The organism is Azospira sp. I09, assembly GCF_009177135.1.
In the GTDB taxonomy this organism is placed as follows: Bacteria; Pseudomonadota; Gammaproteobacteria; order Burkholderiales; family Rhodocyclaceae; genus Azospira; species Azospira oryzae.
In genome coordinates this window covers 1,475,144-1,499,666 of sequence record NZ_AP021844.1, presented here as the reverse complement: position 1 = coordinate 1,499,666, position 24,523 = coordinate 1,475,144, and the positions used below count along the sequence as shown (strand labels likewise).

At 67.8% G+C, this 24,523-nt stretch carries 19 protein-coding genes and 1 tRNA gene; 8 read left to right on the top strand and 12 right to left on the bottom strand.

The window, feature by feature from the left end; translation table 11 throughout:
• The first annotated feature begins 54 nt into the window (after nt 1-54).
• Together AZSP09_RS06915 and AZSP09_RS06910 are read left to right on the top strand one after the other, a co-directional pair.
• Nucleotides 55-1,440, top strand: a complete 1,386-nt coding sequence (locus tag AZSP09_RS06915; protein WP_152089571.1) for a sigma-54-dependent transcriptional regulator — start codon at nt 55-57, stop codon at nt 1,438-1,440.
• Complete coding sequence (locus tag AZSP09_RS06910) at nt 1,437-3,614, top strand: cache domain-containing protein (RefSeq protein ID WP_152089570.1); 2,178 nt, start codon at nt 1,437-1,439, stop codon at nt 3,612-3,614. The genes AZSP09_RS06915 and AZSP09_RS06910 overlap by 4 nt, the downstream gene beginning before the upstream one ends.
• Before the next feature lie 638 nt (nt 3,615-4,252).
• Here the strand turns inward: AZSP09_RS06910 and AZSP09_RS19925 are convergent.
• The gene (locus AZSP09_RS19925) at nt 4,253-4,426 is read right to left on the bottom strand and encodes a hypothetical protein (protein WP_172974715.1); all 174 of its coding nucleotides are present in this window, start codon (nt 4,424-4,426) and stop codon (nt 4,253-4,255) included.
• Between the two features lie 604 nt (nt 4,427-5,030).
• Nucleotides 5,031-5,189, bottom strand: a complete 159-nt coding sequence (locus AZSP09_RS19920) for a hypothetical protein (protein ID WP_172974714.1) — start codon at nt 5,187-5,189, stop codon at nt 5,031-5,033.
• Between the two features lie 147 nt (nt 5,190-5,336).
• On the opposite strand from AZSP09_RS19920, the gene AZSP09_RS06900 reads away from it, so the two are divergent.
• The 4 genes from AZSP09_RS06900 to AZSP09_RS06885 all read left to right on the top strand — a co-directional run bounded on the left by AZSP09_RS06900 (nt 5,337) and on the right by AZSP09_RS06885 (nt 9,098).
• The gene (locus AZSP09_RS06900) at nt 5,337-5,921 is read left to right on the top strand and encodes a TetR/AcrR family transcriptional regulator (RefSeq protein WP_130458096.1); all 585 of its coding nucleotides are present in this window, start codon (nt 5,337-5,339) and stop codon (nt 5,919-5,921) included.
• A gap of 97 nt (nt 5,922-6,018) precedes the next feature.
• Nucleotides 6,019-7,101 carry an alkene reductase gene (locus AZSP09_RS06895; protein ID WP_152089569.1) on the top strand — a complete coding sequence of 361 codons (1,083 nt, stop codon included), beginning with the start codon at nt 6,019-6,021 and terminating at the stop codon, nt 7,099-7,101.
• A 69-nt stretch (nt 7,102-7,170) separates the two neighbouring features.
• On the top strand, nt 7,171-8,100 hold the full coding sequence (locus AZSP09_RS06890) for a DMT family transporter (protein WP_152089568.1): 930 nt from the start codon (nt 7,171-7,173) through the stop codon (nt 8,098-8,100).
• Complete coding sequence (locus AZSP09_RS06885) at nt 8,097-9,098, top strand: LLM class flavin-dependent oxidoreductase (RefSeq protein WP_152089567.1); 1,002 nt, start codon at nt 8,097-8,099, stop codon at nt 9,096-9,098. Before AZSP09_RS06890 ends, AZSP09_RS06885 begins: the two co-directional genes overlap by 4 nt.
• A gap of 186 nt (nt 9,099-9,284) precedes the next feature.
• Here AZSP09_RS06885 and AZSP09_RS06880 read toward each other — a convergent pair.
• Nucleotides 9,285-9,359: transfer RNA gene (locus AZSP09_RS06880), tRNA-Arg, on the bottom strand.
• A gap of 233 nt (nt 9,360-9,592) precedes the next feature.
• On the opposite strand from AZSP09_RS06880, the gene AZSP09_RS06875 reads away from it, so the two are divergent.
• A complete protein-coding gene (locus tag AZSP09_RS06875) occupies nt 9,593-11,629 on the top strand; it encodes a methyl-accepting chemotaxis protein (RefSeq protein WP_152089566.1) in 2,037 nt (678 codons plus the stop codon).
• A gap of 61 nt (nt 11,630-11,690) precedes the next feature.
• Here the strand turns inward: AZSP09_RS06875 and AZSP09_RS06870 are convergent, their stop codons facing one another.
• A complete protein-coding gene (locus tag AZSP09_RS06870; RefSeq protein WP_152089565.1) occupies nt 11,691-12,185 on the bottom strand; it encodes a YbaK/EbsC family protein in 495 nt (164 codons plus the stop codon).
• A gap of 103 nt (nt 12,186-12,288) precedes the next feature.
• Here AZSP09_RS06870 and AZSP09_RS06865 point away from each other — a divergent pair, with 103 nt between their 5' ends.
• Nucleotides 12,289-14,211, top strand: a complete 1,923-nt coding sequence (locus tag AZSP09_RS06865; RefSeq protein ID WP_152089564.1) for an ATP-binding cassette domain-containing protein — start codon at nt 12,289-12,291, stop codon at nt 14,209-14,211.
• On the opposite strand, the gene AZSP09_RS06860 is transcribed toward AZSP09_RS06865, so the two are convergent.
• The 8 genes from AZSP09_RS06860 to AZSP09_RS06830 all read right to left on the bottom strand — a co-directional run bounded on the left by AZSP09_RS06860 (nt 14,212) and on the right by AZSP09_RS06830 (nt 24,466).
• Nucleotides 14,212-15,375, bottom strand: coding sequence for an ATP-binding protein (locus AZSP09_RS06860; RefSeq protein ID WP_152089563.1), 1,164 nt, complete (start codon nt 15,373-15,375; stop codon nt 14,212-14,214).
• A 13-nt stretch (nt 15,376-15,388) separates the two neighbouring features.
• Complete coding sequence (locus tag AZSP09_RS06855; RefSeq protein ID WP_152089562.1) at nt 15,389-15,931, bottom strand: response regulator; 543 nt, start codon at nt 15,929-15,931, stop codon at nt 15,389-15,391.
• Nucleotides 15,924-17,237 (bottom strand): HD domain-containing phosphohydrolase, encoded by a 1,314-nt coding sequence (locus tag AZSP09_RS06850; protein WP_152089561.1) that lies wholly within the window; start codon nt 17,235-17,237, stop codon nt 15,924-15,926. Before AZSP09_RS06850 ends, AZSP09_RS06855 begins: the two co-directional genes overlap by 8 nt.
• Complete coding sequence (locus AZSP09_RS06845; RefSeq protein ID WP_152089560.1) at nt 17,234-19,444, bottom strand: PAS domain-containing sensor histidine kinase; 2,211 nt, start codon at nt 19,442-19,444, stop codon at nt 17,234-17,236. The genes AZSP09_RS06850 and AZSP09_RS06845 overlap by 4 nt, the downstream gene beginning before the upstream one ends.
• On the bottom strand, nt 19,428-20,291 hold the full coding sequence (locus AZSP09_RS06840; RefSeq protein ID WP_014236961.1) for an HDOD domain-containing protein: 864 nt from the start codon (nt 20,289-20,291) through the stop codon (nt 19,428-19,430). Before AZSP09_RS06840 ends, AZSP09_RS06845 begins: the two co-directional genes overlap by 17 nt.
• A 1-nt stretch (nt 20,292) precedes the next feature.
• Nucleotides 20,293-20,616, bottom strand: coding sequence for a hypothetical protein (locus AZSP09_RS19915; protein ID WP_172974713.1), 324 nt, complete (start codon nt 20,614-20,616; stop codon nt 20,293-20,295).
• A complete protein-coding gene (locus AZSP09_RS06835; RefSeq protein ID WP_152089558.1) occupies nt 20,613-23,153 on the bottom strand; it encodes an EAL domain-containing protein in 2,541 nt (846 codons plus the stop codon). The genes AZSP09_RS19915 and AZSP09_RS06835 overlap by 4 nt, the downstream gene beginning before the upstream one ends.
• 143 nt (nt 23,154-23,296) lie before the next feature.
• The gene (locus AZSP09_RS06830) at nt 23,297-24,466 is read right to left on the bottom strand and encodes a mandelate racemase/muconate lactonizing enzyme family protein (protein ID WP_152089557.1); all 1,170 of its coding nucleotides are present in this window, start codon (nt 24,464-24,466) and stop codon (nt 23,297-23,299) included.
• Nucleotides 24,467-24,523 lie beyond the last annotated feature (57 nt).

The following is a 24,523-nucleotide window of genomic DNA, read 5'->3' as shown; positions in this document are numbered from 1 at the left end:
GGGCGCCGGCGGGGCTTATAATCGGCCCTTTCCGCGCCCATTCCCTTCTTCGCCATGGCCTTCATTCCCGAAAACCCCGGGTCCGAATCCCCCGATCCCGCCGACCGCCCCGCCGAACCGACGGTGCTGGTGGTGGACGACGAGGAGGGCATGCGCAGCTTCCTCTCCCGCACCCTGGCCCTGCGCGGCTGGCAGGTGGAGGCGGCGGCCAGCGCCGAGGAGGGGGCGGCCCAGCTGGCCGGGCGCCACTTCGACCTGATCATCCTGGACATCGCCCTGCCCGGAAAGTCCGGCCTGGAATGGCTGAAGGACCTGAAGGCCGCCGGTTTCGCCGGCGACGTCATCCTCATCACTGCCTTCGCCGACATGGAAACGGCCATCGACGCCCTGCGCGCCGGCGCCTCCGACTTCGTCCTCAAGCCCTTCCGCGTGGACCAGATCGTCAATTCCATCAACCGCTGCTTCGAGCGGGCCCGCCTGGCCCGGGAGAACTTCGTCCTGCGCCGCCAGCTGGAAGAGCGGGGCGGCGCCCGGGATGAAATCGTCGGCCACTCCGACAGCATCGCCCGCCTGCGGGCCCTGGTGCGGCGGGTGGCGCCGACCCCCTCGACCGTGCTGATCCAGGGCGAATCCGGCGTCGGCAAGGAACTGGTGGCCCGGGCCCTGCACCAGCTCTCGCCCCGGGCCTCCCGGCCCTTCGTCGCGGTGAACTGCGCCGCCATTTCCGCCGACCTCATCGAATCCGAACTCTTCGGCCACGTGAAGGGCGCCTTCACCGGCGCCAAGGAGGCCCGCAATGGCCTCTTCTACTACGCCCACGGCGGCACCCTGTTCCTCGACGAAATCGGCGAGTTCCCCCTGGCCCTGCAGTCCAAGCTGCTGCGGGTGCTGGAGGAACGCAAGATCCGCCCCGTCGGCACCGAGCACGAGGTGCCGGTGGATGTGCGGGTGGTGGCCGCCACCAACCGGGACCTGAAGCAGGAGGTGGCCCAGTGCCGCTTCCGCCAGGACCTCTTCTACCGCCTGGAAGTGATGACCCTCACCGTGCCGCCCCTGCGCCAGCGCGCCGAGGACGTGCCCGAGCTGGCGGCCCTGTTCATGGACAACCTGTGCGTCCAGCTCGGCGTGGCGCCCCTGCTCATCACCCCCGAGGTGGCCCACGCCCTCTCGGCCTACGCCTGGCCCGGCAACGTGCGGGAGCTGCGCAACTTCGTTGAGCGCTCCCTGCTCTTCGGCGAATTCCCCCTGGACTCCCTGGGCAGCGACGGCGCCGCCATGGAGCCGGCGGCAGCGCCCCCCTCCCTGCTCCTGGCCGAGGTGGAAAAGCGCCACATCCTGGCGGTGCTGGCCCAGAGCAACGGCAGCAAGGCCCGGGCGGCGGACCTCCTGGGCGTCTCCCGCAAGACCCTGGACCGCAAGTGCGCCGAGTGGGGGGTATGAGCGGCCGCCTGGGCGCCTGGCTGCGCCATCCCGGCCGGCGCCTGGAGGCGCTGCAGGCCTCCTTCGCCGGCTCGGTGCGGCTCAAGCTGCTGGCCCTGGTGCTGGCGCCCCTGCTGCTGGGGGTGCCGGTGCTGCTGCTCATCGTCTGGGTCTGGGGTACCCAGGGCTACAACCAGCTGCTGGTTAACAAGGTCAGCTCCGACCTGGTCACCGCCCGCCAGTTTTTCGACCGGGTGCAGAGCGGCGTCAGCCTCAACCTGGAAGGTTTCTCCTCCTCCCACCGCCTGCTGCAGGCCCTGCAGCGGGGCGCTCCCGACGACATGGACCTGCTGCTGCAGGAGGCGGCCCTGGCCCAGGGTCTGGACTATCTGGTGCTGCTCGATTCCCGCGGCCGGGTGCGGGCCGGCGGCCGCGGCCCGGTGGACCGCAGCGCCTGGGACGTGGTCCAGTCCGCCCTGCAGGGGCGGGGCCAGCACGGCCTGGAAGTGTTCGCCCCGGAGCAGCTCGACGAACTGGCGCCCGCCCTGCGCCAGCGGGCCCACCTGGACCTGCTGCCCACCCGCAATGCCTCCCCCGACCCGCGCCGGGCCGAAGACCGGGGCCTGGTGATCCAGGCCGCGGTGCCGGTGCTGGGCAGCGAGGGCCAGATGCTGGGAGTGCTGGAAGGGGGCGTCCTGCTCAACGGCAACCTGGGCATCGTGGACCGCATCAACACCATCGTCTATCAGCAGGCCTCCCTGCCCCTGGGCAGCCAGGGTACCGCCACCCTGTTCCTCGGCGACACCCGCATCGCCACCAACGTGCGTCTCTTCGAAGGCCGGCGCGCCCTCGGCACCCGGGTCTCCCAGGCCGTGCGCGACAAGGTGCTGGGCCGGGGCGAAGTGTGGCTCGGCTCCGCCTTCGTGGTGGACGACACCTACGTCTCCGGCTACGAGCCCCTGCTCAACCTGCGCGGCGAGCGGGTCGGCATGCTCTACGTCGGCTTTCTCGAAGCCCCCCTGCAGACCGCCCTGCACGGCGCCCTGGCCGGCCTCTTCCTGCTCTTCCTGCTGGTCTCGGGCCTGGGCACCCTGGCCGCCCTGCGCTGGGCCCAGACCATCTTTCGCCCCATCGAGCGCATGAACCGGGTCATGGCCCGCATCGAAGCCGGCGAAGAGACCGCCCGGGTCGGCCCCAGCGCCAGCAAGGACGAACTGGGCCGCCTCTCCCGGGCCTTCGACCACCTGCTCGATTCCCTCTCCGCCCGCCGCCTGGAACTGCAGCGTTCCGCCGACGAGCTGGACCGCAAGGTGGCCGAGCGCACCGCCGCCCTGGAAGAGGCCAACGCCACCCTGCGCCGGGCCCAGCAGCAGCTTGTGATGAACGAAAAGCTCACCGCCATCGGCGAACTCACCGCCGGCGTTGCCCATGAGATCAACAACCCGGTGGCCGTGATCCAGGGCAACCTGGAACTGCTGCGGGACGTGCTGGGGGAGCAGGCCGAGCCCGTGCGGGGCGAGATCCGCCTGATCGACGAACAGACCCAGCGCATCCGCGCCATCGTCACCCGCCTGCTGCAATTCGCCCGCCCCGGCGACTTCGCCGGCTATGCCGAAGCCACGGACGTGAACGGCGTGGTGGCCGACTGCCTGGTGCTGACCCGGCACAACCTGAACAAGGCCGGGGTCAAGGTGGAGACCCGGCTCGAGGCCGGTTGCAATGTGGAAATGAACCGGGGCGAACTGCAGCAGGTGCTGATCAACCTGATGATGAACGCCATGCAGGCCATGCCCCAGGGCGGCACCCTGAGCGTGGAAAGCCGGGACATCTGCCCCGACGACGCCATCCCCGGCGAAGCCTCCTTCCCCGGCGCCCTGCTGCGGGTGCGGGACACGGGCCACGGCATCGCCCCGGCCGACCTGGACCGCATCTTCGATCCCTTCTTCACCACCAAGAAGCAGGAGGGCACGGGGCTGGGGCTATCCATCTCCTACGCCATCATCCAGCGCTACGGCGGGCGCATCTCGGTGGAGAGCGCACCGGGGGAGCACACCACCTTCACCCTGTGGCTGCGCCGGGAGGCCCAATACACGGAACAGCCGTCGGCGCCGGTGTTTGCGGCGCGTTTCCTCAGGCAAGGAGAATACGCGACAAGGGGGAAGTCGGGGGCACCCTCGGCAGGTAGGGCGGGCTAGCCGTAACTCAATGGCGATCCCGGGCCTGCCCATCAGGGCGTCTACCGGAGCATAGGCCGCCATCGACCTGGTACGACCCTATCATCCATAGCCCTTTTTCCCTGCTTGCGAAGAGGAATTCCTTGCCCGTTTTCACAAGGTTGCCGATGGGCTGCTGACGGAGTTGGCTATCGTACCGGATGAATGTTGGCTGAACCGTTGCTGGATTACGATCGCAGTCCTGCTGGCTTGCCAGCTCGGCTGGGGTTGGTTGCTGCTGATCTGGGAAACAGAGGGCATGGCAGGCTGGCAACTCATCATGCCGGCACTGGGCTCAAGTGGAATCAGCCGGGACCCCTGACGCAGAACTCCTGACAAGGCGCAGCCGTTACTGCTGGCAGAATTTTCCTCCCTGCGCTGTTTCCGGAGGCTTGGTTGCAGGGGATAGATGAAACGCTCCTGCTGGTGCCGGGGTTGTGCTGCTTGGCAGGGGAATAAGGGGGGAGTTTCCGCCGTGGCGTGGTGGGGAGTGGTTGGGCGTCGTTTGTAGATTTACAGCTGTGTTTCGCTGTTGCCCGGTGGGCATGTTTTTCTTAACAGTTAGAGTGTGTTCATCATAACTCGTATAGTTGCATGCCATATGCGAGATGGCATTGAGCCTATGTGCGATTTTGGAAGCGTAGTGCGATATGTTGGAACTGCTTGAGGCGTTTTAAAAAACGCTCAACGAGGGTGCGAGCCTTGCATCTATGCTTGTTGGATTGACGACTCTGCAAGCCGGCTTCTTCGGAGGGGGTGACAGCTATTGCCCCCGCGGCATTGATGGTTTCCATGAAAGCTCCCCTGTCACATCCCTTATCGGGAATAAGCAGCACTGCAAGACTGGGACTCTATAAATGCGGGGTCTTGGGTTATGTACGTGACCAGCCCTTCCGTCCGGATCAAGTGAAGAGGATTGCCAAATGCATCCACACAGACGTAGATTTTGGTCGTCAGGCTGCTGCGCGAACGGCCGATTACCTGATCGTCGCCGTTTTTTCTGGAGGAGTGGTCGGATGTAGGTGGGCTCGTACTGCCGTTGAGTCGTTGAACAACTCTTTCGAGTCAGCATCTCCTTGGAGGACTTCCGCAACTCTTACCCTTAAGTCCTTTGTTTCCCACTGAGTGAAGTAGATGGACACCGAGCGCCAGTTCCAAACTCCGATGGCAAGTCGCGCCACGGACTACCGGCACGGGCTATGACAAGTACCCTCTCTACAAACAGCCGCTCGTTATTCCTCGTCTGTCAACTTGCCCGGCAACAGCTCGGAAATCCGATCCTGCTGTCCATCGCTCAACATCCGCCGGTCTATTGTGTTCACCAAAATTCCAGGAGCTGAACACAAATTGGATACTGCGGCCTAACTCTAGGAACGTAGGGCAATAACTGTTTGTGTCCTAGCCCAGGGACAACAGATGCGAACTCATGAAGTCGGCGCAGGTGGCCGGGTGGTCGGCGGGGAAGTACTCCAGGTGGGCCGTGCAGGCCACCATGCCCGGTTCTTCGGCCACTTCCAGGGCGTGCTTGCAGTCGATGCAGGTGGGAGGAGGGGCCATGGTCGGTGCGGCTGGATGGTTCATCGCCGAAGTATATCGCCTCGTTCCCGGCGTCGGGGTATGAGATAAGTCACGCCGATGGCGGCTTCCCTTCGGCCTCGATTCATCAGCTAGACGACTGGTCTAATTGTTGGTATCGTGGCGGCCATGAACACTCGCTACGACAATACCCGTCAGCACATCCTGGACAGCGGCAAGGGGCTCATCGCCGGCAAGGGCTTTTCTTCCGTCGGCCTCAATGAAATTCTCAAGACAGCCGGGGTGCCCAAGGGCTCCTTCTACCACTACTTCGAGTCCAAGGAGCAGTTCGGTCAGGCCCTGCTGCAGGACCACTTCGCCGGCTACCTGGAGCGCATCGACGAGCTGAGCCGGGACCCCGCCGCCAGCGGCCGGGAACGGCTGGAACGCTACTGGCAGCGCTGGATGGATGCCCAGAGCGACGCCTGCAATGCCCAGAAGTGCCTGGTGGTGAAGCTCAGCGCCGAAGTGGCCGATCTCTCCGACGCCATGCGCATCACCCTGCGGGACGGTACCGAGCAGATCGTGGCGCGCCTGGCGGCCCTGGTGGAAGCCGGCGTGGCCGATGCCTCCCTGCCGCCCCTGGAGCCCCGGGAGACGGCCCAGACCCTGTACCAGCTGTGGCTGGGCGCCAGCCTGCTGGGCAAGCTGCACCGCAACCGGGCCGCCCTGGAGAACGCCATGGCCTTCACCCGCAAGATGCTGACCCCCTGAGTTTTCCCCCGGGGCCGCCCCGGTGGCGGCCCTTTTATTGTTTTGCAGTCATAGACGACCGGTCTAATCAGCAACATCCTTTTCGAGGAGCCAATCCATGCCTTCCCTGTTCGATCCTGTCACCGTCGGCGACATTTCCCTGGCCAACCGCATCGTCATGGCCCCCCTGACCCGCAACCGGGCCATCGCCGGCAACAAGCCCGGTCCCCTGACGGTGGAGTACTACCGCCAGCGCGCCAGTGCCGGCCTCATCATCGCCGAGGCCAGCCCCATCAGCCCCATGGCCCAGGGCTACCTGGACACTCCGGGCATCTACAGCGAGGAGCAGGTGGCGGCCTGGCGCCAGGTGACCGACGCCGTCCATGGCGCCGGCGGCCGCATCGTCCTGCAGCTGTGGCACGTGGGCCGCATCTCCCATTCTTCCCTGCTGCCCGGCGGCGCCGCTCCGGTCTCCTCCACCGCCCGTCCGGCCCCCACCAAGACCTTCACCAAGGAAGGCTTCGTGGACGTGTCCGCGCCCCGGGCCCTGGCCGACGAGGAACTGCCGGCCCTGGTGGAGGACTACCGTCAGGCTGCCCGCAACGCCATCGCCGCCGGCTTCGACGGGGTGGAAGTGCATGGCGCCAACACCTACCTGCTGGAACAGTTCCTGCGCGACAGCGTCAATGACCGCAGCGGCCCCTATGGCGGCTCCATCCCCAACCGGGCCCGGCTGCTGCTGGAAGTGGTGCGGGCCGTGGCCGGGGAAATCGGCGCCGGCCGCACCGGCCTGCGCCTGAGCCCCCTCACCACCTTCGCCGCGCCCCTGGACAGCAATCCCCAGGCCCTCTACGGCTATGTGGTGGAGCAGGTGGCGCCCCTGGGTCTGGCCTACCTGCACGTCATCGAAGGCGAGACCGGCGGCCCGCGCCAGCCCGAAGGCGCTCCCGCCTTCGACTACGAGGCCCTGCGCCGGGCCTTCGGCGGCACCTGGATGGTGAACAACGGCTATAGCGGCGCCAGCGCCGAAGCGGCGGTGGCCAGTGGCCATGCCGACCTGGTGGCCTTCGGCCGGCCCTTCATCAGCAACCCGGACCTGCCCCACCGCCTCAAGAGCGGCGCTCCCCTCAACGAACTGCGGGCCGACAAGCTGTACGGCGGCGGCGCCGAGGGTTACACCGACTACCCGGCCTTGGCCTGAGCGACAGCCCTACCCACGCCGCGGCGGCTTCGGCCGTCGCGGCGCCTTCATTCTTTTGACGGAATTTCCATGAACGCCTATCGCCGCTGGCTGCCGCTCCTGGCCCTGGTCGTCCTTTCCCTCACCTGGGGCTACACCTGGGTCCTGGCCAAGCAGGGCCTGGCCCATGCCGCCCCCTTCGCCTTCGCCGCGGAGCGATGTATCGGCGCCGCCCTGGCCCTGGTGGTGGTGCTGCGCCTGCTGGGCAAGCCCCTCAAGCTGGTGGCCCCGGGCCAGACCCTGGCCATCGGCCTGACCCAGGTGGCCGGCTTCATGGTCTTCCAGACCTGGGCCCTGGTGGAAGGGGGGCCGGGCAAGACCGCCGTGCTCATCTTCACCATGCCCATCTGGACCCTGCTGCTGGCCTGGCCCATCCTGGGCGAGCGGGTGCGGGGCAGGCAGTGGCTAGCCGCCGGCAGCACCCTGGCCGGCCTTCTGCTCATCATCGCGCCCTGGGACATGCACTCCAGTCTCTTCAGCAAGTTCCTCGGCCTCATGGCCGCCCTCTGCTGGGCCGTCGGCACCATCCTCATCAAGCGCCTGCGCGGCGCCCAGCCGGTGGACCTGCTGGTGCTCACCACCTGGCAGATGATCATCGGCGCCGTGCCCCTGACCCTGCTGGCCCTGGTCGTTCCCGAACACCCGACGGACTGGAACCTGTCCTACGTCGGCATCCTCATGTTCATGTCCGTGGCCAGCACGGCTCTCTGCTGGTGGCTGTGGATCTACATCCTGGACCGGGTGCCGGCCTGGGAGGCCAGCCTCTCGGTGCTGGGCACCCCGGTGGTGGCCATCCTTTCCTCCCGCCTGACCTTCGGCGAGGCCTTCCAGGCCAGCGAAGTGGCGGGCATCCTGCTCATCGGCGGCGGCCTGGCCCTGCTCTCCTTCTTCGGCTGGCTGGCCAGCAAACGCAATCCCATCGTGGTCCCGGCGGCGGGAGCGGAAGGAAAAAATCCATGACCACCACCGGCAAGGCCTCCCTCTCCCTGCTCGATCTGGTGACGGTGCGGGAAGGGGGCAGCATCGCCCAGGCCCTGGCCATCGCCCGGGACACCGCCCGTCATGTGGAAGCCCTTGGCTTCACCCGCTACTGGCTGGCCGAGCACCACAACATGCCGGGCATCGCCAGCTCCGCCACCGCCGTGCTGGTGGGGCACATCGCCGGCGCCACCTCCCGCATCCGGGTCGGGGCCGGCGGCATCATGCTGCCCAACCACGCGCCCCTGGTGGTGGCCGAGGCCTTCGGCACCCTGGCCGAACTCTATCCGGGCCGCATCGACCTGGGTCTGGGCCGGGCCCCCGGCACGGACGTGACCACCATGCGCGCCCTGCGCCGGGATCGGGTGGAAACGGAGGCCGACTTCCCCCGGGAGGTGGCCGAACTGCAGCGCCTGCTGGGTCCCCAGCAGCCGGGCCAGGCCGTGGTGGCGGTGCCCGGGGCCGGCACCCAGGTGCCCATCTGGCTGCTCGGCTCCAGTCTCTTCGCTGCCCGCCTGGCGGCGGCCCGGGGTCTGCCCTATGCCTTTGCCTCCCACTTCGCCCCGGCCATGCTGGACCAGGCGGTGGCCCTCTATCGCCACGAATTCCAGCCCTCCGCTGCACTGCGTCGGCCCCACGTCATGGTGGGCGTGCCCCTGGTGGCGGCGGAGAACGACGCCGCAGCCGATTTCCTCGCCAGCAGCAGCCGGCAGCGGGTGCTGGGCATCCTGCGCGGCGACCGGGCCGGCCTACCGCCGCCCCGGGAGGGTTTCATGGAGAGCCTCCATGCCCAAGAGCGGGACGCCATCAACGGCTTCCTCGGCGTCGCCGTGGTGGGCGGACCGGACACCGTGGCCCGGGGCCTGGCCGCCCTGCAGGCCCGCACCGGGGCCGACGAGCTGATGCTGGTGTGCGACGTGTTCGAACCGGCCCTGCGCCTGCGCTCCCTGGAGATCGCAGCCCGGGCCTGGGCCGGCTGAAGGCCTGCCCGCCAGGGCAGGCAGGACGGACATCCCCGCCGGTGCAATGCCGGCGGGTGCGCCAATACTGGGTTTCAGGTCGGGATGGTCTGGGGACAAGCGTTAGCAGGGAGTCGGGCCCAGGATTGCCGCAGAACGAGGCGGGACGGGCAGGGTGGGGAGTGCCACGGAGTGGGGCGGCGGGACTGGCGTCCCCGAGTGGAATCGAACCACTAATCTTCCCTTAGGAGGGGAAAGTTATATCCATTTAACTACGGAGACAGCCGCGGGCGCGTATTGTACGCGCAGCCTCCGGCTGCCGCCAGCCGCGCCACAGGCCGGGGTATTTACGGGGGCGGGCGTCCGGGATTCGCCTAGGTCACAGCGTGAAATAGTTGTATTACTTTAGTAAAGTAGCGATTAATAATGCTGAAACATGCCGTGGGGAACCGTTCCCGGCAGGTAGCCATCCCGCCAGGCGGGTAGCCAACCAATAATAAATAGGGGGTTCAAAAATGCTCGACCTATACCGCAGACTGCCCATCGCCCGACAGATCATCCTCGTTGCGGCCTCCCTGCTCATCATCATCTTCACCGCCATGACCATGGTGGCCACCTCCATGGCCAGCCGTTCTGCCCTCAACCTGGCCGAATCCGATCTGCGCGAGCAGATGCACATCCTGCAGGACATCCTGGACAACGTGTACGACGGTGTTCTGGCCCGGGGCGACCGGCAGGTCAACTTCTTCCGCCGCCAGCTGTCCGGTGATTTCAACCTGGGCTCGGGCACGGTTCGCACCGGCAATGTGGATCTGCCGGTGATCCGGGCCGGCGGCGAGGTGCTCAACGGCAACCGCAAGATACTGCTGGCCTTCCAGGAACTGACCGGCGAGGATGCCGCCATCCTGGCCCTGCATGAAGGCAAGCTGTACCGGGCCGCCACCCTGCTGAAAAAGGACGGCAGCTATATGGACGGTACCGAGATCAAGCCTGGCGATCCGGTGGCCGACGCCATCCTGCAGGGCAAGGATTTCGGTGGCCTCTCCATCCGCAACGGCACCTATTACTTCAGCACGGTGAAGGTGCTGAAGACGGCGGAGGGCAAGGTGTACGGCGGCGTTTCCGTGCGCATCAAGCTGGAAAGCGAACTGGGCCGTATCCGCGACCTCTTCGGCAAGGTCAAGGTGGCCGATACGGGTTACGTCTACATCGCCCGCCAGACCAAGGACGACAAGACCCTGGTGGAATTCGTGGCCCACCCCACCCTGGCCGGCAAGACCCTGGAAGGCATGGACGGGGAGACCCGGGACAACATCGCCAAGGCCGTGGCCGGCCCCGATGGTCTGCTCACCTACGAGATGAAGGACGCCAACGGCAAGATGCGCAAGAAGCTGGGCGTGGCCGGCACCTCTTCCCGCTGGGGCTGGCGTCTGGTGGGGGCCTCCTGGGAGGACGAGTTCCTCGCCGAGAGCATGAAGCTGCGCAATTTCCTGGTCATTTCCAGCATCGTGGCGGCCCTGCTTTCCTGTGCCGTGATCTTCTTCCTGGTCAATGTGCGTCTGAAGCCCCTGTCCGAGTTCATGGTGCAGATGGACCGCCTCGGCGCCGGGGACCTGACCATCAGCGTGCGCGATGCGGATGGCAACAGCGGCAACGAGGTGCAGCGCCTGGGGCACTCCCTCAACGTGACCGCAGCCAATGTGCGCAGCCTGGTGGGCGAGATTTCCGCCGCCGCCGGTCGCGTCAACGCAGCCGCCTCCGAAGTGGAAAATGCCTCCCACCAGGCCATGGAAGCGGCGGAGCAGCAGTCCCAGTCCGCCTCCGGCATGGCCGCCTCGGTGGAGCAGATGTCCGTCAGCATTTCCCACGTGGCCGCCAGCGCCGGCGACGCCGCCCAGGTGGGCGAGGAAGCTGCCGAATCCACCCATCGGGGCCGCAGCATCGTGCAGAAGACGGTGGAGGAAATGGAACGCATCGCCGGCGAAATCGGCCGCTCCGCCGAGGTCATCCACAGCCTGGGCGAGCGCTCCCAGCAGATATCCGGCATCGTCGGCGTGATCAAGGAAATCGCCGACCAGACCAACCTGCTGGCCTTGAACGCCGCCATCGAGGCGGCCCGGGCCGGGGAACAGGGCCGGGGCTTCGCCGTGGTGGCCGACGAAGTGCGCAAGCTGGCCGAGCGCACCAGTTCCTCCACCCAGGAAATTGCCGACACCATCGCCGCCATCACCGGCGAGACCCAGAGCGCCGTGGCCGGCATGCAGGTGGTCAGCCGTCAGGTGGAAGCCGGCGTGGAAATGGCCCGGGAGGCCGGCGAGGCCCTGCAGGTCATCGATGCCAATACCGAGAAGTCGGTCAGCACGGTGCGCGACATCGCCGACAGCACCCGGGAGCAGAGCGTGGTCAGCCAGGAAATCGCCCGTCTGGTGGAGCAGATCGCCCAGATGGCGGAAGAGGGCAGCGCCACCTCCACCCAGAACACCGAGTACGCCCGCAACCTGCAGACCCTGGCCCAGGAGCTGCAGACGGCCCTGCAGCGCTTCAAGGTCTAAGGCGGCTCAGCCCGTCCATGGCGGCCCGGCGGGGAAACCTGCCGGGCTTTTTTATGGCGGCTCAGGCGGCCGGCGCTTCCTGGTGCACGTCGGCCCAGGGCGCGCCGGTGAGACGCTGAAGGTCGGCCGGGGCCAGGGGGAAGACGGAGAAGGGCGTGCCGGCGGCGGCCCAGACGGTGGCAAAGCGCTGCAAGAGGGCATCCAGCAGCAGGATCACCTCTCCGGGCTGGCCCAGGGGCGAGACGCCGCCGATGGCGTAGCCGGTGGCCTGGCGCACGAATTCCGCTTCGGCCCGCTCGATGGGGCCGCCCACCAGGGCCTTGACCTTCTTCTCGCTGACCCGTTGGTCGCCGCAGGCCACCACCACGGCGCGGCCGTCGCTGCGGCGGCGGAAAACCACGGACTTGGCGATTTCCGCCACGCTGCAGCCGATGGCCTGGGCGGCTTCGGCGCTGGTGCGGGTGGGCTGGTCGAACTCGACCACGGCGGCGTCGTGGCCGGCGGCCTGGAGCAGGGCCTGCAGGCGCAGGGCGGTGGGGTGGCTGGCAGGTTTCATGGGGCCAAGCTTAAGGCGGCGGCGCCCCGCCGGGCAAGCCCGGGGAGTGGCCCGCGGCGGGGGAGGCTACAATAGCGGCCTTTGCTTCCACCGGCTGCCTTCCGTGCCCTACCTGCAACTCAAATCCGCCTGCCTTGCCTTTGGCCACGTGCCCCTGCTCGACCACGCCGACTTTCAGCTGGACCCGGGGGAACGGGTGGCCCTGATCGGCCGCAACGGCTGCGGCAAGTCCTCCCTGCTCAAGGCCCTGGCCGGCCAGGGCGGCCTGGACGACGGCGAGGTGTGGCGCCAGCCCGGCGCCCGCATCGGCTACGTGCCCCAGGAGCCGCCCTTCGATCCGGAACAGAGCGTGTTCCAGGCCGTGGTCGGCGGCATGGGCGACACCTCGGCCCTGCTGGCCGAATACCATGAGGTGTCCCACCGCCTGGCGGAAGAGGGGGCCGACCATGAGTCCCTGCTGGCCCGCCTGCACCAGTTGCAGACCGACCTGGAGGCCCGCGGCGCCTGGGCCGTCAATGCCCAGGCCGAAGCTGCCATCCAGCGTTTTTCCCTGGACCCGGAGGCCCGGGTGGGCGGCCTTTCCGGCGGCCAGAAGAAGCGCCTGGCCCTGGCCCAGGCCCTGGCCGTGGCGCCGGAAGTGCTGCTGCTGGACGAACCCACCAACCACCTGGACGTGGGCGCCATCGCCTGGCTGGAAAACCTGCTCCTCGAAGCCAACGTCACCCTGCTCTTCATCACCCACGACCGGGCCTTCCTCAACCGCCTGGCCACCCGCATCGTGGAGCTGGACCGGGGCCAGCTGGTGAGCTTTCCCGGCAATTTCGCCGCCTACCAGGAGCGCAAGGAACGCATGCTGGCCGACGAAGCGGTGGTCAATGCCAAGTTCGACAAGTTCCTGGCCCAGGAAGAAGTGTGGATCCGCAAGGGCGTGGAGGCACGGCGCACCCGCAACGAAGGCCGGGTGCTGCGCCTGGAGCAGCTGCGGCGCGAGCGGGCGGCCCGGCGCGAGCGCCAGGGCAAGGTGGAACTGGCCCTGGACTCGGGGGAGAAGAGCGGCAAGCTGGTGGCCGAACTCACCCATGTGACCAAGCGCTACGGCGAGCGCACCATCGTCCGCGACTTCTCCACCCGCCTCATGCGCGGCGACAAGATCGGCCTCATCGGCCCCAACGGCGCCGGCAAGACCACCCTGCTGCGCCTCATCCTGGGCGAGCTGCAGCCCGACGAGGGCAGCGTGCGCCAGGGCACCAAGGTGGAGGTGGCCTATTTCGACCAGTTCCGCAGCCAGCTGGATGAGGAGGCGGCCCTGGCCGACGTCATCTCCCCGGGCTCCGACTACGTGGAAATCGGCAACGAGAAAAAGCACGTCATCAGCTATCTGGGAGATTTCCTCTTCGCCCCCCAGCGGGCCCGTTCGCCGGTGAAGTCCCTCTCCGGCGGCGAGCGCAACCGCCTGCTGCTGGCCCGCCTCTTCGCCCGTCCCGCTAACGTGCTGGTGCTGGACGAGCCCACCAACGACCTGGACATCGAAACCCTGGAACTGCTGGAGCAGCTGCTGCAGGACTACCCGGGCACCCTGTTCCTGGTCAGCCACGACCGGGCCTTCCTCGACAACGTGGTGACCCAGACCATCGCCGCCGAAGGCGATGGGGTGTGGCACGAATATGCCGGCGGCTACAGCGACTGGTTTGCCTACCAGCAGAAGCGCCAGGCCGCCGAGGCGGAAGCCGCCAAGGTCCAGGCCCGGGAAGAGAAGGCGGCGGCGCCGAAGGAGGACAAGGCCGCCAAGGCCAAGCCGGTGAAGCTCAGCTACAAGGAAAACAAGGAGCTGGAAGCCCTGCCCGACCGCATTGCTGCCCTGGAGGCTGAGCAGGCCGGCCTCAGCCAGCGCCTGGAAGACCCGGGCCTGTACCAGCGGGACCCCCAGGAAGCCCAGCGTTGCTCCGCCAGACTGGGGGAGATCGACGAGGAACTGCTGCTCCTGCTGGAGCGCTGGGAAGAGCTGGAAGCCAAGAGCAAGGGCTGATCAGGCCTGCTGCCCGGCGGCGGTGGCCTCTGCCGCCGGAGCGGCCTCCTCCCCGGCGGCACTGGCTGCCGGCTGGTGGATGGGCAGGAAGACCTGGAACAGGGTGCCCGCCCGCTCCTGGCTGTCCACCTCGATGCGGCCGTGGTGCTTCTGCACGATGCCGTAGGAGAGGGAGAGGCCCAGACCCGTGCCCTTGCCCACCGGCTTGGTGGTGAAGAAGGGGTCGAAGATGCGCTTCAGGTTTTCCGGCGGGATGCCGGCGCCGGTGTCGGCGATGCTGATGCAGACCTCCCCGCTTTCCGGCAGGTGGCGCGTGGCCACGTTGATGACGCCCTTGTCCTTGATGGCGTGGGCCGCATTCACCAGCAGGTTGAGGAAGACCTGGTTGAGCTGGTTCTGGTTGGCCTCGATCAAGGGCAGTTCTCCCAGCTCGGTGATGACCTCGGCCTTGTACTTCAGCTCGTTGTTGACGATGTTGAGGGTGGAGACGATGCCCGGGTTGAGGTCGATCCAGGCGAACTTGCCTTCGTCTGGGTGGGAGAAGTCCCGCAGGTCCTGCACGATCTTGCGCACCCGGCTGACCCCGTCCCGGGATTCGCTGAGCAGCTTGGGCACGTCCTCCCGCAGGAATTCCAGGTCGTAGCGCTCGCAGCTTTCCCGGATCTTGCGTCCCAGGGGCGAATCGTCGGGCAGGCCGGCGGCCACTTCCTCCAGCAGGTCGGTGAGGGCGAAGAGGTCCTCCACGTAGCCGGCCAGGGTGTTGATGTTGGACTGCACGAAGCCCACCGGGTTGTTGATCTCGTGGGCCACTCCCGCCGCCAGCTGGCCGATGGAGGCCATCTTTTCCGAATACAGGAGCTGCCGCTTGGCATCCTCGAGCCGGGTGATGAGGGCCGCCTGCTCGCCTTTTTCCCGCTGCAGGGCCGCTTCCGTCTCGGTGCGCTCGGCCAGTTCCCGGCGCAGGTCGTCGTTGCGCCGGTTGAGTTCTTCCGAAGTGAGGTTGAGGGCCTGTTCCCGCAGCAGCAGGTCCCGGTCCAGCTGCTCGTAGGATTCGCCGATGGCGTTGAACAGGTGCTCCCAGGCCGCATCGCCCGGGGGCGGCAGGACCGTTTCCGGGTGTTCGCCCAGGTGGCGGCGAATCTGGCGTTCGAGCAGGGGGTGCATGGCGGCGGCCCCTTCAATCGTCGAGATGGATGGCCCCGTCGGGGCCCCAGTTGACCCGGGTGATGCCCGGTTCCTCCGCCTCCAGGCGGCGCCGTTCGATTTCCTCCGGGCTCAGCTGGCCCAGCTGCCGCTGCCGTTCCAGGGCCAGCTGGCGGTCCGCCTCCTGGCGGCCGAATTCCGCATAGGCGCCCTGCAGCACGCTGCATACCTCATCGTCGTCCCAGGGCTTGATCAGGTAGCGGTGCAGGCCCACGGCATTCACCGCGCTCACCAGCACGTCGAAGTCGGCGGCGCCGGAGAGCATGAGGCGCAGGGCATGGGGCTGGATTTCGGCGAATTCCTTGAGGAAGGCGATGCCGTCCATCTCGGCCATGCGGTAGTCGCTCACCACCAGGGCGAAGGGCACTTCCCAGGCCCGCGCCAAGGCGGCCCGGGGGGAGGTGAAGGTTTCGACTTCGGGGCCGGCCGGCAGTTGGCGGTGCAGCAGACGGGCCAGGGCCGACAGGACGGCGGGCTCGTCGTCCACGAGCAGGATGCGGGGTGGGCGGTTATTCATGATCGACGATCTTCGGTGGATGGATGTGGAGGGTGATGCGGCCGCCGAATTCGCTCTTCTCGTATTCGCGAATCTGCCGGATCAGGTTTTCATCCAGGACATAGTCGGCGGCCAGCAGCAGGATGCCGTCGCGGCTGAGGAAATCCCGGGCCAGGACCATGCCCGGCTCCAGTTCGGCGGGCAGCAGGGGCAGGCCCACCGGCGGCGGCTCCTTGATGCCGCCGCAGACCACCAGGAAGGCATCCACCACCGCCGGGTCGTAACGCCGGCCCCGGCTTTTGTCGATGAACTCCAGGGCGGCCTGCTCGTTCAGCTTCTTGCCGTTGAGGGTGCCCTGGATGAGGCCGTCGTAGTCGTTGGCCACGGCCAGGATGCGGGCCCCCAGGGGAATGGCCCCTTCCATTTCGCCGGCGGGGTAGCCCTGGCCGTCCACCCGTTCGTGGTGGCTGCGGATCAGGCGGGCGGCGCCGCGCAGGTCCTCCAGGGCCATCAGGGCCTGTTCGCCCTTGAGCGGATGCTTGCGCCACAGGCCCCGCTCCTCCGGGGTCATCTGCAGTTCGTTCTTGGCCAGCAGGTGGTCGGGCAGGCCGATCTTGCCGATGTCGTGCAGCAGGCCGGCGAGGAACACGTCCTGGCTGTCCCGGGGCGGCAGGTTCATCTGCTTGGCGGTCTTGCGCGAGAGGTCCGCCACCCGGCGGGAGTGGCCGGCCATGCGGCCTTCCCGCAGTTCGATGAGGTTGGCGAAGACCCGGATCGAGGTCATGAAGCTGGTCTTCAGCTTCTCGTTGGCCAGGGCCAGTTCCTGGGTGCGGGCCTGGACCTTCTCCTCCAGGCTGGCGTTGAGGCTTTTCAGCTCCTCGTTCTGCCGCCGGGTCAGTTCTTCCAGGCGGGCCTTTTCCCGCTCCAGGGCCTTGCGCTCCAGCACGTCCTTCACCGTCAGCATGACTTCGCTGTCGTTCCAGGGCTTGGCGATGTAGCGGTAGATCTCGCCCTGGTTGATGGCGGCCACGGTGGATTCGATGTCGGCGTAGCCGGTGAGCAGGATGCGCGCCGCCTTGGGCCAGCGGGCCCTGACCTGGGCGAGGAAGCGGGCGCCGTCCATCTCCGGCATGCGCATGTCGGAGATGACCACGTCCACCTCGCCGTTTTCCGCTTCCAGCAGTTGCAGGCCCTCGGCGCCGCTGTTGCCGAGCAGGACCTTGTAGCCGGCGGGACGGAACAGGCGGCGCAGGGCGGCGAGGATGTTGGCCTCGTCGTCCACGCACAGGATGGTGGCGGGGGGGACGGGCAGGTTGCCGTCGCTCATGGGGTTGCTCCCTCTTTTGGCTGGCTGACCGGCAGGACGATGCGGAAGGTGGTGCCCTTACCCAGCTCGCTGCTGACGGTGATCTGGCCGTGGTGCTTCTGCACGATGCCGTAGGACAAGGATAAGCCAAGCCCGGTGCCTTTGCCCACGGGCTTGGTGGTGAAGAAGGGGTCGAACAGGCGGTGCATGTTTTCGGGGGAGATGCCGCTGCCGTTGTCCTCCACTTCCAGCCATACCTGGTGCGCCGGCTCGTCGTGGCCGCTGCGCAGGGTGATGCGGCCCATCTGGCCCTCGGGCATGGCGTGGGCCGAGTTCACCAGCAGGTTGAGGAAGACCTGGTTGAGCTGGGAGGGCAGGCATTCCACCTCCGGCAGTTGGCCGTATTCCCGGACCACCTCGGCCCGGTACTTGATCTCGTTGTTGACGATGTTGAGGGTGGAATCCAGGCCCTGGTGCAGGTCGGCCCACTGCCAGTCCTGGGAGGCGTCGAGACGGGAGAAGTCCTTCAGGTCGGCGACGATCTTGCGCACCCGGTCGATGCCGTCCCGGGACTGGGTTACCAGGCTGGGCAGATCCTCCAGCAGGAAGTCGAAGTCCAGGTCCTGCTTGACCCGGGCCACGGCCTGGGCCGCCGGGTGCTCGGACGGCAGCTGGGCCACCGCCGTCGCCAGGGAGTCGAGCACCGTCTGCATGTCCTCCAGGTACCGGCCCAGGGTGGACAGGTTGGATTGCACGTAGCCGATGGGATTGTTGATCTCGTGGGCGACGCCGGCGGCCAGCTGGCCGATGGAGGCCATCTTCTCCGACTGCACCAGCTGCTCCTGGGCTTCCTGCAGGCGCTTGTTCACCTCCAGCAGTTCGGCGTTGCGCTGGCGCAGCTCGTTCTCCGAAGCTTCCCGCCGCCGCACGTCCTCCTCCAGGGCCTGCTTGGCCAGGGAGAGCTGGGCGGTGCGCCGCTCCACCAGGATCTCCAGCTTGGCGTGGGCATTGCGCAGGGCCTCCTCGGCCTCCTTGCGCTCGGTCACGTCCACCAGGGTCTCGATGGCGCCGATGATGCGGCCCTGGGCATCCTTGAGGGGGGCGGCGGTGAAGAACAGCCAGCGGCCCCGGTCGCCGAAGTTGGGGAAGAAGGATTCCACCTCGTAGGCCCCGGGAATGATGGGGGAGCGGCGGAAGGTGTCGCCGTAGAGGCCGGTGATGCGGCTGTCGGCGGTGCCGTCCACCACCAGCTCGGCCAGCACCGGCCGCTCGTCGGCGTAGAAGCCGGACCAGGCCCGGGTGCTGCCGATGATTTTCTCCCCGGGCATGCCGGTGACCAGGGCGCAGGCCGCGTTCCAGTGGGTCACCCGGTGCGATGCGTCGATGACGAAGGTGGGTACCGGGTCGCCGTCGATGATCTGCTGCAGCATCTGCTGGGTGCTGCGCTGGGCCGCCTCGGCCCGCTTGCGTTCGGTGATGTCGATGGCCGTGCCGAGACCGGCGTAGCCGCCCTCGTATTCGATGCGGGCGGCGGTGATCTCCATCCAGATGGTCTTGCCCGCCTTGGTGACGAAAGGGGCCTCGTAGGTGGTCGGCATGGCCTCGCCGCGCAGCCGGGCGGCGGCCCGTTCCTGCAGGAGGTCGCGCACCGAGGGATGGGCCAGGTCGAAGAAGCTCATCTGCAGCAGCTCGGCCCGGCTGTAGCCGGTCAGGCGCTCCATGGCCCGGTTCACATAGAGCATGGGGCCGCCCTTGTAGAGGATCACGGCGGCGCTGATGGTTTCGGTGAGGCCGCGGAAGCGGGCCTCGCTGCTGCGCAGCTGCTGCTCGGCCTCGACGATGCGGGTGATGTCCGAACCCAGGCCGACGTAGCGGCGGGGCAGGTTGCCCTCTGCCGGCAGGGGCACCACGGTCAGCTCGATCCAGTATTCGGAGCCGTCCTTGCGCCGGTTGGACATTTCGCCGCGCCATTCGAAGCCGGCCCGCACCGTCTGCCACAGCTCGGCGAAGAACTCGGGCGGATGGCGGCCGGTGGCCAGCACGCTGTAGTTGTGCTGCAGCAGCTCATCCGGCCGGTAGCCGCAGGCTTCGCACATGCGCTCGTTCACGTAGAGGATGGCGCCCTGGTCGTCGGCCACGCTCACCTGCAGGTGGCGCAGCAGCACTTCCCCGTGCAGCAGCTCGGGCAGGCCGGGGGGGATCGGACCGGGATCAGGCAAGGAGGGCATGCAGGGTATCCTCGAACTCGTTGGCGATCTGGTCCAGGGTCGGCGCCAGCCGGGCCCAGTCGATGTTGAGCCGGTTCCAGGCCGTGTCGGAAAGGGGCGGCACCGGTTCTTCCAGGGGGGTGGAGAATTCCAGGCCGTGGGCCAGGACGTTGGCGACGTGGGTCAGGTCCACCAGGGAGTCGGCCCGGGCCTCGTCGGGCTGATGATGCAGGGCGATGGCTTCCCTCATGCTCTGGGGCAGGCCCCAGCGGGTGGCCAGCATGGCGCCGGCCTCGGCATGGGTGAGGCCCAGGTATTCCAGTTCGGCGGCCACCAGGGGCAGTTCGTGGCCCTGGCTGCGGGCCAGGACGGCGGCGTAGTGACGGGGGAAGGCGACGCACAGCACCAGCTGGCCGATGTCGTGCAGCAGGCCGGCGGTGAAGGCGGCCTCGGCGTTGCGGCCGCTGAGCATGGCCAGGTGCCGGGCCGCCACGGCGGTGCCGACGCTATGGCGCCAGAAGGTGCGGGGCGAGAAGTTGCGGCCCGGCTTGAGGCTGGCGAGGGCCTGCACGGCGGCGGCGGAAATGACCAGGGAACGCACGGCGCGAAAGCCGAGCACGACGATGGCCTCCTGGATCGAGCCAACCATGCCCGGCATGCCGTAGAAGGGCGAGTTGGCCACCCGCAGGGCCCGGGCCGCCAGGACCTGGTCGGCGGCGATGCGCCGGGCCAGGGGCGCCACGTCCAGCTCCTCGATGGCGTCGCCGCTGAGCAGCTCCGCCGCCACGCTGGGCAGGCTGGGCAGGGCGGCGATGCGGGCGGCGACGGTGTCCCGGTCCGGCGGCGGAGGGCAGGCCTGGGGCGACATCTCAGGGCATCTCCAGTTGCCGCTGCAGCAGGACCTGGAACAGGGCCCGGCTGGCCTGACCGTGTCCGGCGTGGGCAAAGCGCCGCTCCATGCGCAGGCGGGCCTCCCCTTCGCGGCGGGCCATTTCCTCCGGGGTGGGCGGCGGCGGGGGCGGCGGCACCGGCACCGTGGCAATGCCCTGGCGGGCCAGCTGCTGCAGGCGGTGGGCATCGAGCCGGGAGCCGGCGGTGAGCAGCAACTGGCCTTCCCCGTCCGCCAGGTCGGCGGCCAGGGGGGTGCCGGGGATCACCTCGGCCAGGGGCAGCCAGAGCGGTTCCTGGTTCATGACGGACTCGTCGGCATCAGGGTGATGGCCAGGCCCCGGCCGGCGGAGGCGAGGCCGAGGGAATGGCTGCGGGCCAGGAAGGTGCGCTCGCGCAGTTGCAGGGGCGTTTCCTTGACCCCCTGGCGCAGCAGCAGGTCGCAGGTGGCCGGGGGCAGGACGGAGTCCAGGGGCTCGCCCAGCAGCCCGCCCTGGGAGCCGAGGAGATTTTCGGCCTGGCCGTTCATGGTGACGATGATGCCTTCGTCGTCCACCCCGAGCAGGGGCCAGGGCAGGATTTCCAGCACTTCGTGCAGCACGTCCAGGGCCGTCTCGTTGCGGTTGATGCGCTGCTCCCGCTCTTCCAGCAGTTGCTGCAGGCGGCCGTTGGCGCTTTCCAGTTCCCGGTTGGCCAGCTGCACGGCGCTGGAGAGGCGCCGGTTCTCGTCCGCCAGTTCCTTCTGGTGGAAGGCCTCGGCGATGTGCTCCTTGAGCTGCTCGTCGTCCCAGGGCTTGGTCAGGAACTTGTAGATGGCGCCCTCGTTGATGGCGCTGGTGACGGATTGCAGCTCGGTATAGCCGGAGAGGACGATGCGGATGCTTTCCGGATGCAGCACCTTGGCCCGGCGCAGGAATTCCACCCCGGTCATGCCGGGCATGCGCTGGTCGGAAATGATGACGTCCACCGGGTGTTCGGCCAGGAGCTTGAGGCCTTCCTCGCCGCCGCTGGCGATCCGGATGTCGTAGCCTTCCTTGCGCAGCAGGCGCTTCATGGCGGAGAGGATGTTTTCCTCGTCGTCCACCAGGAGCAGGGTGCGCTTTCTTTCCCGGGGATGGATCAGATCCTCGGGGATGGTCTTGCCGTTTTCCAGCATGATTTCCATCTCCTCCGCCGGAACCGGCCGGCTGAAATAATACCCCTGGATTTCGTCGCAGCGGTTGGCGATGAGCAGGGCGAGCTGGGCTTCCGTTTCCACCCCCTCGGCGATGACCTTCATCTGCAGGGCATGGGCCATGGTGATGACGGCTCGGGTGATGGAGACGTCGTTGGGGTCGGCGACGATGTCCTGGACGAAGGAGCGGTCCACCTTCACCGCATCCAGGGGAAAGCGCTTCAGGTAGGAGAGGCTGGAATAGCCGGTGCCGAAGTCGTCCACCGACAGGCGCACGCCAAGGGCCCGCAGTTCGCCGAGGGTGGCGATGGTCTCCTCCACATCCTCCATCAGCATGGATTCGGTCAGTTCCAGTTCCAGCCAGCGGGCGGCCAGCCCGGTTTCCTCCAGGACCTGGCGCACCTGCTGCACCAGGTTGCCCTCCCGCAGCTGCCGGGCCGAGAGATTGACGGCCACGGAGAACGGGCCCAGGCCCCGGGCATGCCAGCGACTGGCCTGGAGGCAGGCCTGGTGCATGACCCAGCGGCCCACGGCCACCACCTGGCCGCTTTCCTCCATGGCCTGGATGAATTCGGCGGGGGAAATGAGGCCGTGCTGGGGATGCTGCCAGCGGATCAGGGCTTCGGCGCCGATGATGGTGCCGTTGTTGCAGCTGACCTTGGGCTGGTAATGCAGGACGAACTGGTTTTCCTGCACCGCCAGGCGCAGGGCCTGTTCCGTCTGCTGGCGGCTGCGCAGGCGCTCGTTGGCGGCAGCCTCGAAGAAGCGGAAAGTGCCGCCACCGTGCTGCTTGGCGTCGTGCAGGGCGGTCTCGGCCCGGTACAGCAGCTGGTCGGCGGAAGTGCCGTCGGAGGGATAGACGGCGATGCCCAGGCTGGCCCCCAGATAGACGTCGCTGCCCTCCACCTCGAGGGAGGTGGCGGTGAGGTCGATCAGGCGGCGGGCGGCCTGGGAGATGTCGAGGCCGCCCTCGTCCGTCAGCAGCAGGCCGAACAGGTCGCCTCCCAGGCGGCCCAGCAGGTCGCCGCCGCGCAGGTCCCGGCGCAGGCGCTGGGCCAGTTGGGCCAGGGCGGCGTCGCCGATGCGGTAGCCCAGGTTCTCATTGACGTTCTGGAAACCGTCCAGGCCCAGACAGAGCAGGGCGGCCTGGCTCTGCCGGCGTTCGGCGTGGCGCAGGGCTTCCACCAGCTGTTCGCGGAACTGGTTGCGGTTGGGCAGGCCGGTGAGGCCGTCGAAATGGGTCAGGTGGTGGGCCCGGGCCTCGGCCGCCAGGACGTCGGAAACGTCGAAGGCGATGCCGCCGATGGTGTGGGGCCGGGGACCGTCGCCGATGGCAAAGCTCTTCATGTGCAGCCAGCGCACCTCCTCCCGCTCGGTGAGAATGCGGAAGCGGATGTCCAGGCCGCCGTGGGGCCGGCGCCGGATGGCGTCCCGCAGGCGCTGCTGCTCCTCCGGATGGACCTGGTGAAGCCAGTCGTGGCGGTCCTGGTAGAGGCTTTCCCGGCTGGCGCCCCACACCTTCTCGTAGGCCGGGTTGGCGTAGATCACCCGGCGCGAGGCCACGTCCACCAGCCACAGACTTTCCGGCAGGAACTCTGCCATCTGGGCGATGCGCTCTGCCACGGCGTCGCTGGGGCCGGTGCAGGGGACGTGGGTGAAAGGGGGCATGGGGCGGCCTGGGAGGATTTTCTGGTGTATTTGTAGCAAATATCCCTGCTGGCATACACCTAGGTCAAACCCCAGTCGCTGGGCCCCCGGGGGCTGGCCGCCGCTGGCGGGCCGGGCCGGCTGGCCGCAAGCGGCGCCCCTGCTCAGGCTTCGCCCAGGGCCTTCATCTCGGCGTAGAGGTCGGCCTTGCCTTCGAAGCCGATGCCCGGCAGTTCCGGCAGGGTGACGATGCTGTCCTTGACCTGCACGCCATCGGGGAAACCGCCGAAGGGCTGGAACAGGTCCGGGTAGGATTCGTTGCCGCCCAGCCCCAGGCCCGCGGCGATGGCCAGGGACATCTGGTGGCCGCCGTGGGGAATGCAGCGGGAGGGGCTCCAGCCGTGCTCCTTGAGCATGTTCAAAGTGCGCAGGTATTCCACCAGGCCGTAGGAGAGGGCGCAGTCGAACTGCAGCCAGTCCCGGTCGGCCCTCATGCCGCCGTAGCGGATCAGGTTGCGGGCGTCCTGCATGGAGAAGAGGTTCTCGCCGGTGGCCATGGGGCCTTCGTAGTGATTGGCCAGTTCGGCCTGCAGGGCGTAGTCCAGGGGATCTCCGGCCTCCTCGTACCAGAACAGGTCGTACTGGGAGAGGGCCTTGGCGTATTCCACGGCGGTGGGCAGGTCGAAGCGGCCGTTGGCATCCACCGCCAGCTTGCAGCCGGCGGGCAGGATGGAGAGCACCGCCTCGATGCGCTTCAAGTCGTCGGCCAGGGTGCCGCCGCCGATCTTCTTCTTCACCACCTTGTAGCCCCGGTCCAGGTAGCCCTGCATCTCGTTCTTCAGGGCCTGCAGGTCCTGGCCCGGCCAGTAGTAACCGCCGGCGGCGTAGACGAAGACTTCCCGGTTGGGCGTGCCGTTGCCGTAGCGTTCGGCCAGCAGCTGGTAGAGAGGCTTGCCTTCGATCTTGGCCACCGCATCCCAGATGGCCATATCCACCGTGCCCACGGCGACGGAGCGCTCGCCGTGGCCGCCGGGCTTCTCGTTGCTCATCATGCAGGCCCACACCTTGTGGGGGTCCAGGTTGTTGCCGGATTCGTCGAGCAGGGAATCGGGGGCAGCTTCCAGGATGCGGGGACGGAAGCGTTCCCGGATCAGGCTGCCCTGGCCGTAGCGGCCGTTGGAGTTGAAGCCGTAGCCCACCACCGGCTTGCCGTCGCGGATGACGTCGGTGACCACCGCCACCAGGGACAGGGTCATCTTGGAGAAGTCGATATAGGCGTTGCGGATGGGGGAGGAGATGGGCCGGGTCACTTCCCGGATATCGACGATGCGCATGGGGTTTTCCTTCTCGGAACAGTTGGCAGGAGCCGGCGGGGCGGCGAACGAGACGAA

Excerpts from the sequence above, each read along its gene's own strand:
- AZSP09_RS06890 (WP_152089568.1), top strand. The coding sequence starts at position 7,171 with ATGAACGCCTATCGCCGCTGGCTGCCGCTCCTGGCCCTGGTCGTCCTT.
- AZSP09_RS06855 (WP_152089562.1), bottom strand. The coding sequence starts at position 15,931 with ATGAATAACCGCCCACCCCGCATCCTGCTCGTGGACGACGAGCCCGCC.
- AZSP09_RS19920 (WP_172974714.1), bottom strand. The coding sequence starts at position 5,189 with ATGGCCCCTCCTCCCACCTGCATCGACTGCAAGCACGCCCTGGAAGTG.
- AZSP09_RS06870 (WP_152089565.1), bottom strand. The coding sequence starts at position 12,185 with ATGAAACCTGCCAGCCACCCCACCGCCCTGCGCCTGCAGGCCCTGCTC.
- AZSP09_RS06895 (WP_152089569.1), top strand. The coding sequence starts at position 6,019 with ATGCCTTCCCTGTTCGATCCTGTCACCGTCGGCGACATTTCCCTGGCC.
- AZSP09_RS06885 (WP_152089567.1), top strand. The coding sequence starts at position 8,097 with ATGACCACCACCGGCAAGGCCTCCCTCTCCCTGCTCGATCTGGTGACG.
- AZSP09_RS06915 (WP_152089571.1), top strand. The coding sequence starts at position 55 with ATGGCCTTCATTCCCGAAAACCCCGGGTCCGAATCCCCCGATCCCGCC.
- AZSP09_RS06845 (WP_152089560.1), bottom strand. The coding sequence starts at position 19,444 with ATGCCCTCCTTGCCTGATCCCGGTCCGATCCCCCCCGGCCTGCCCGAG.
- AZSP09_RS06830 (WP_152089557.1), bottom strand. The coding sequence starts at position 24,466 with ATGCGCATCGTCGATATCCGGGAAGTGACCCGGCCCATCTCCTCCCCC.
- AZSP09_RS19915 (WP_172974713.1), bottom strand. The coding sequence starts at position 20,616 with ATGAACCAGGAACCGCTCTGGCTGCCCCTGGCCGAGGTGATCCCCGGC.
- AZSP09_RS06875 (WP_152089566.1), top strand. The coding sequence starts at position 9,593 with ATGCTCGACCTATACCGCAGACTGCCCATCGCCCGACAGATCATCCTC.
- AZSP09_RS06900 (WP_130458096.1), top strand. The coding sequence starts at position 5,337 with ATGAACACTCGCTACGACAATACCCGTCAGCACATCCTGGACAGCGGC.
- AZSP09_RS06835 (WP_152089558.1), bottom strand. The coding sequence starts at position 23,153 with ATGCCCCCTTTCACCCACGTCCCCTGCACCGGCCCCAGCGACGCCGTG.
- AZSP09_RS06860 (WP_152089563.1), bottom strand. The coding sequence starts at position 15,375 with ATGCACCCCCTGCTCGAACGCCAGATTCGCCGCCACCTGGGCGAACAC.
- AZSP09_RS06850 (WP_152089561.1), bottom strand. The coding sequence starts at position 17,237 with ATGAGCGACGGCAACCTGCCCGTCCCCCCCGCCACCATCCTGTGCGTG.
- AZSP09_RS19925 (WP_172974715.1), bottom strand. The coding sequence starts at position 4,426 with ATGGAAACCATCAATGCCGCGGGGGCAATAGCTGTCACCCCCTCCGAA.
- AZSP09_RS06910 (WP_152089570.1), top strand. The coding sequence starts at position 1,437 with ATGAGCGGCCGCCTGGGCGCCTGGCTGCGCCATCCCGGCCGGCGCCTG.
- AZSP09_RS06840 (WP_014236961.1), bottom strand. The coding sequence starts at position 20,291 with ATGTCGCCCCAGGCCTGCCCTCCGCCGCCGGACCGGGACACCGTCGCC.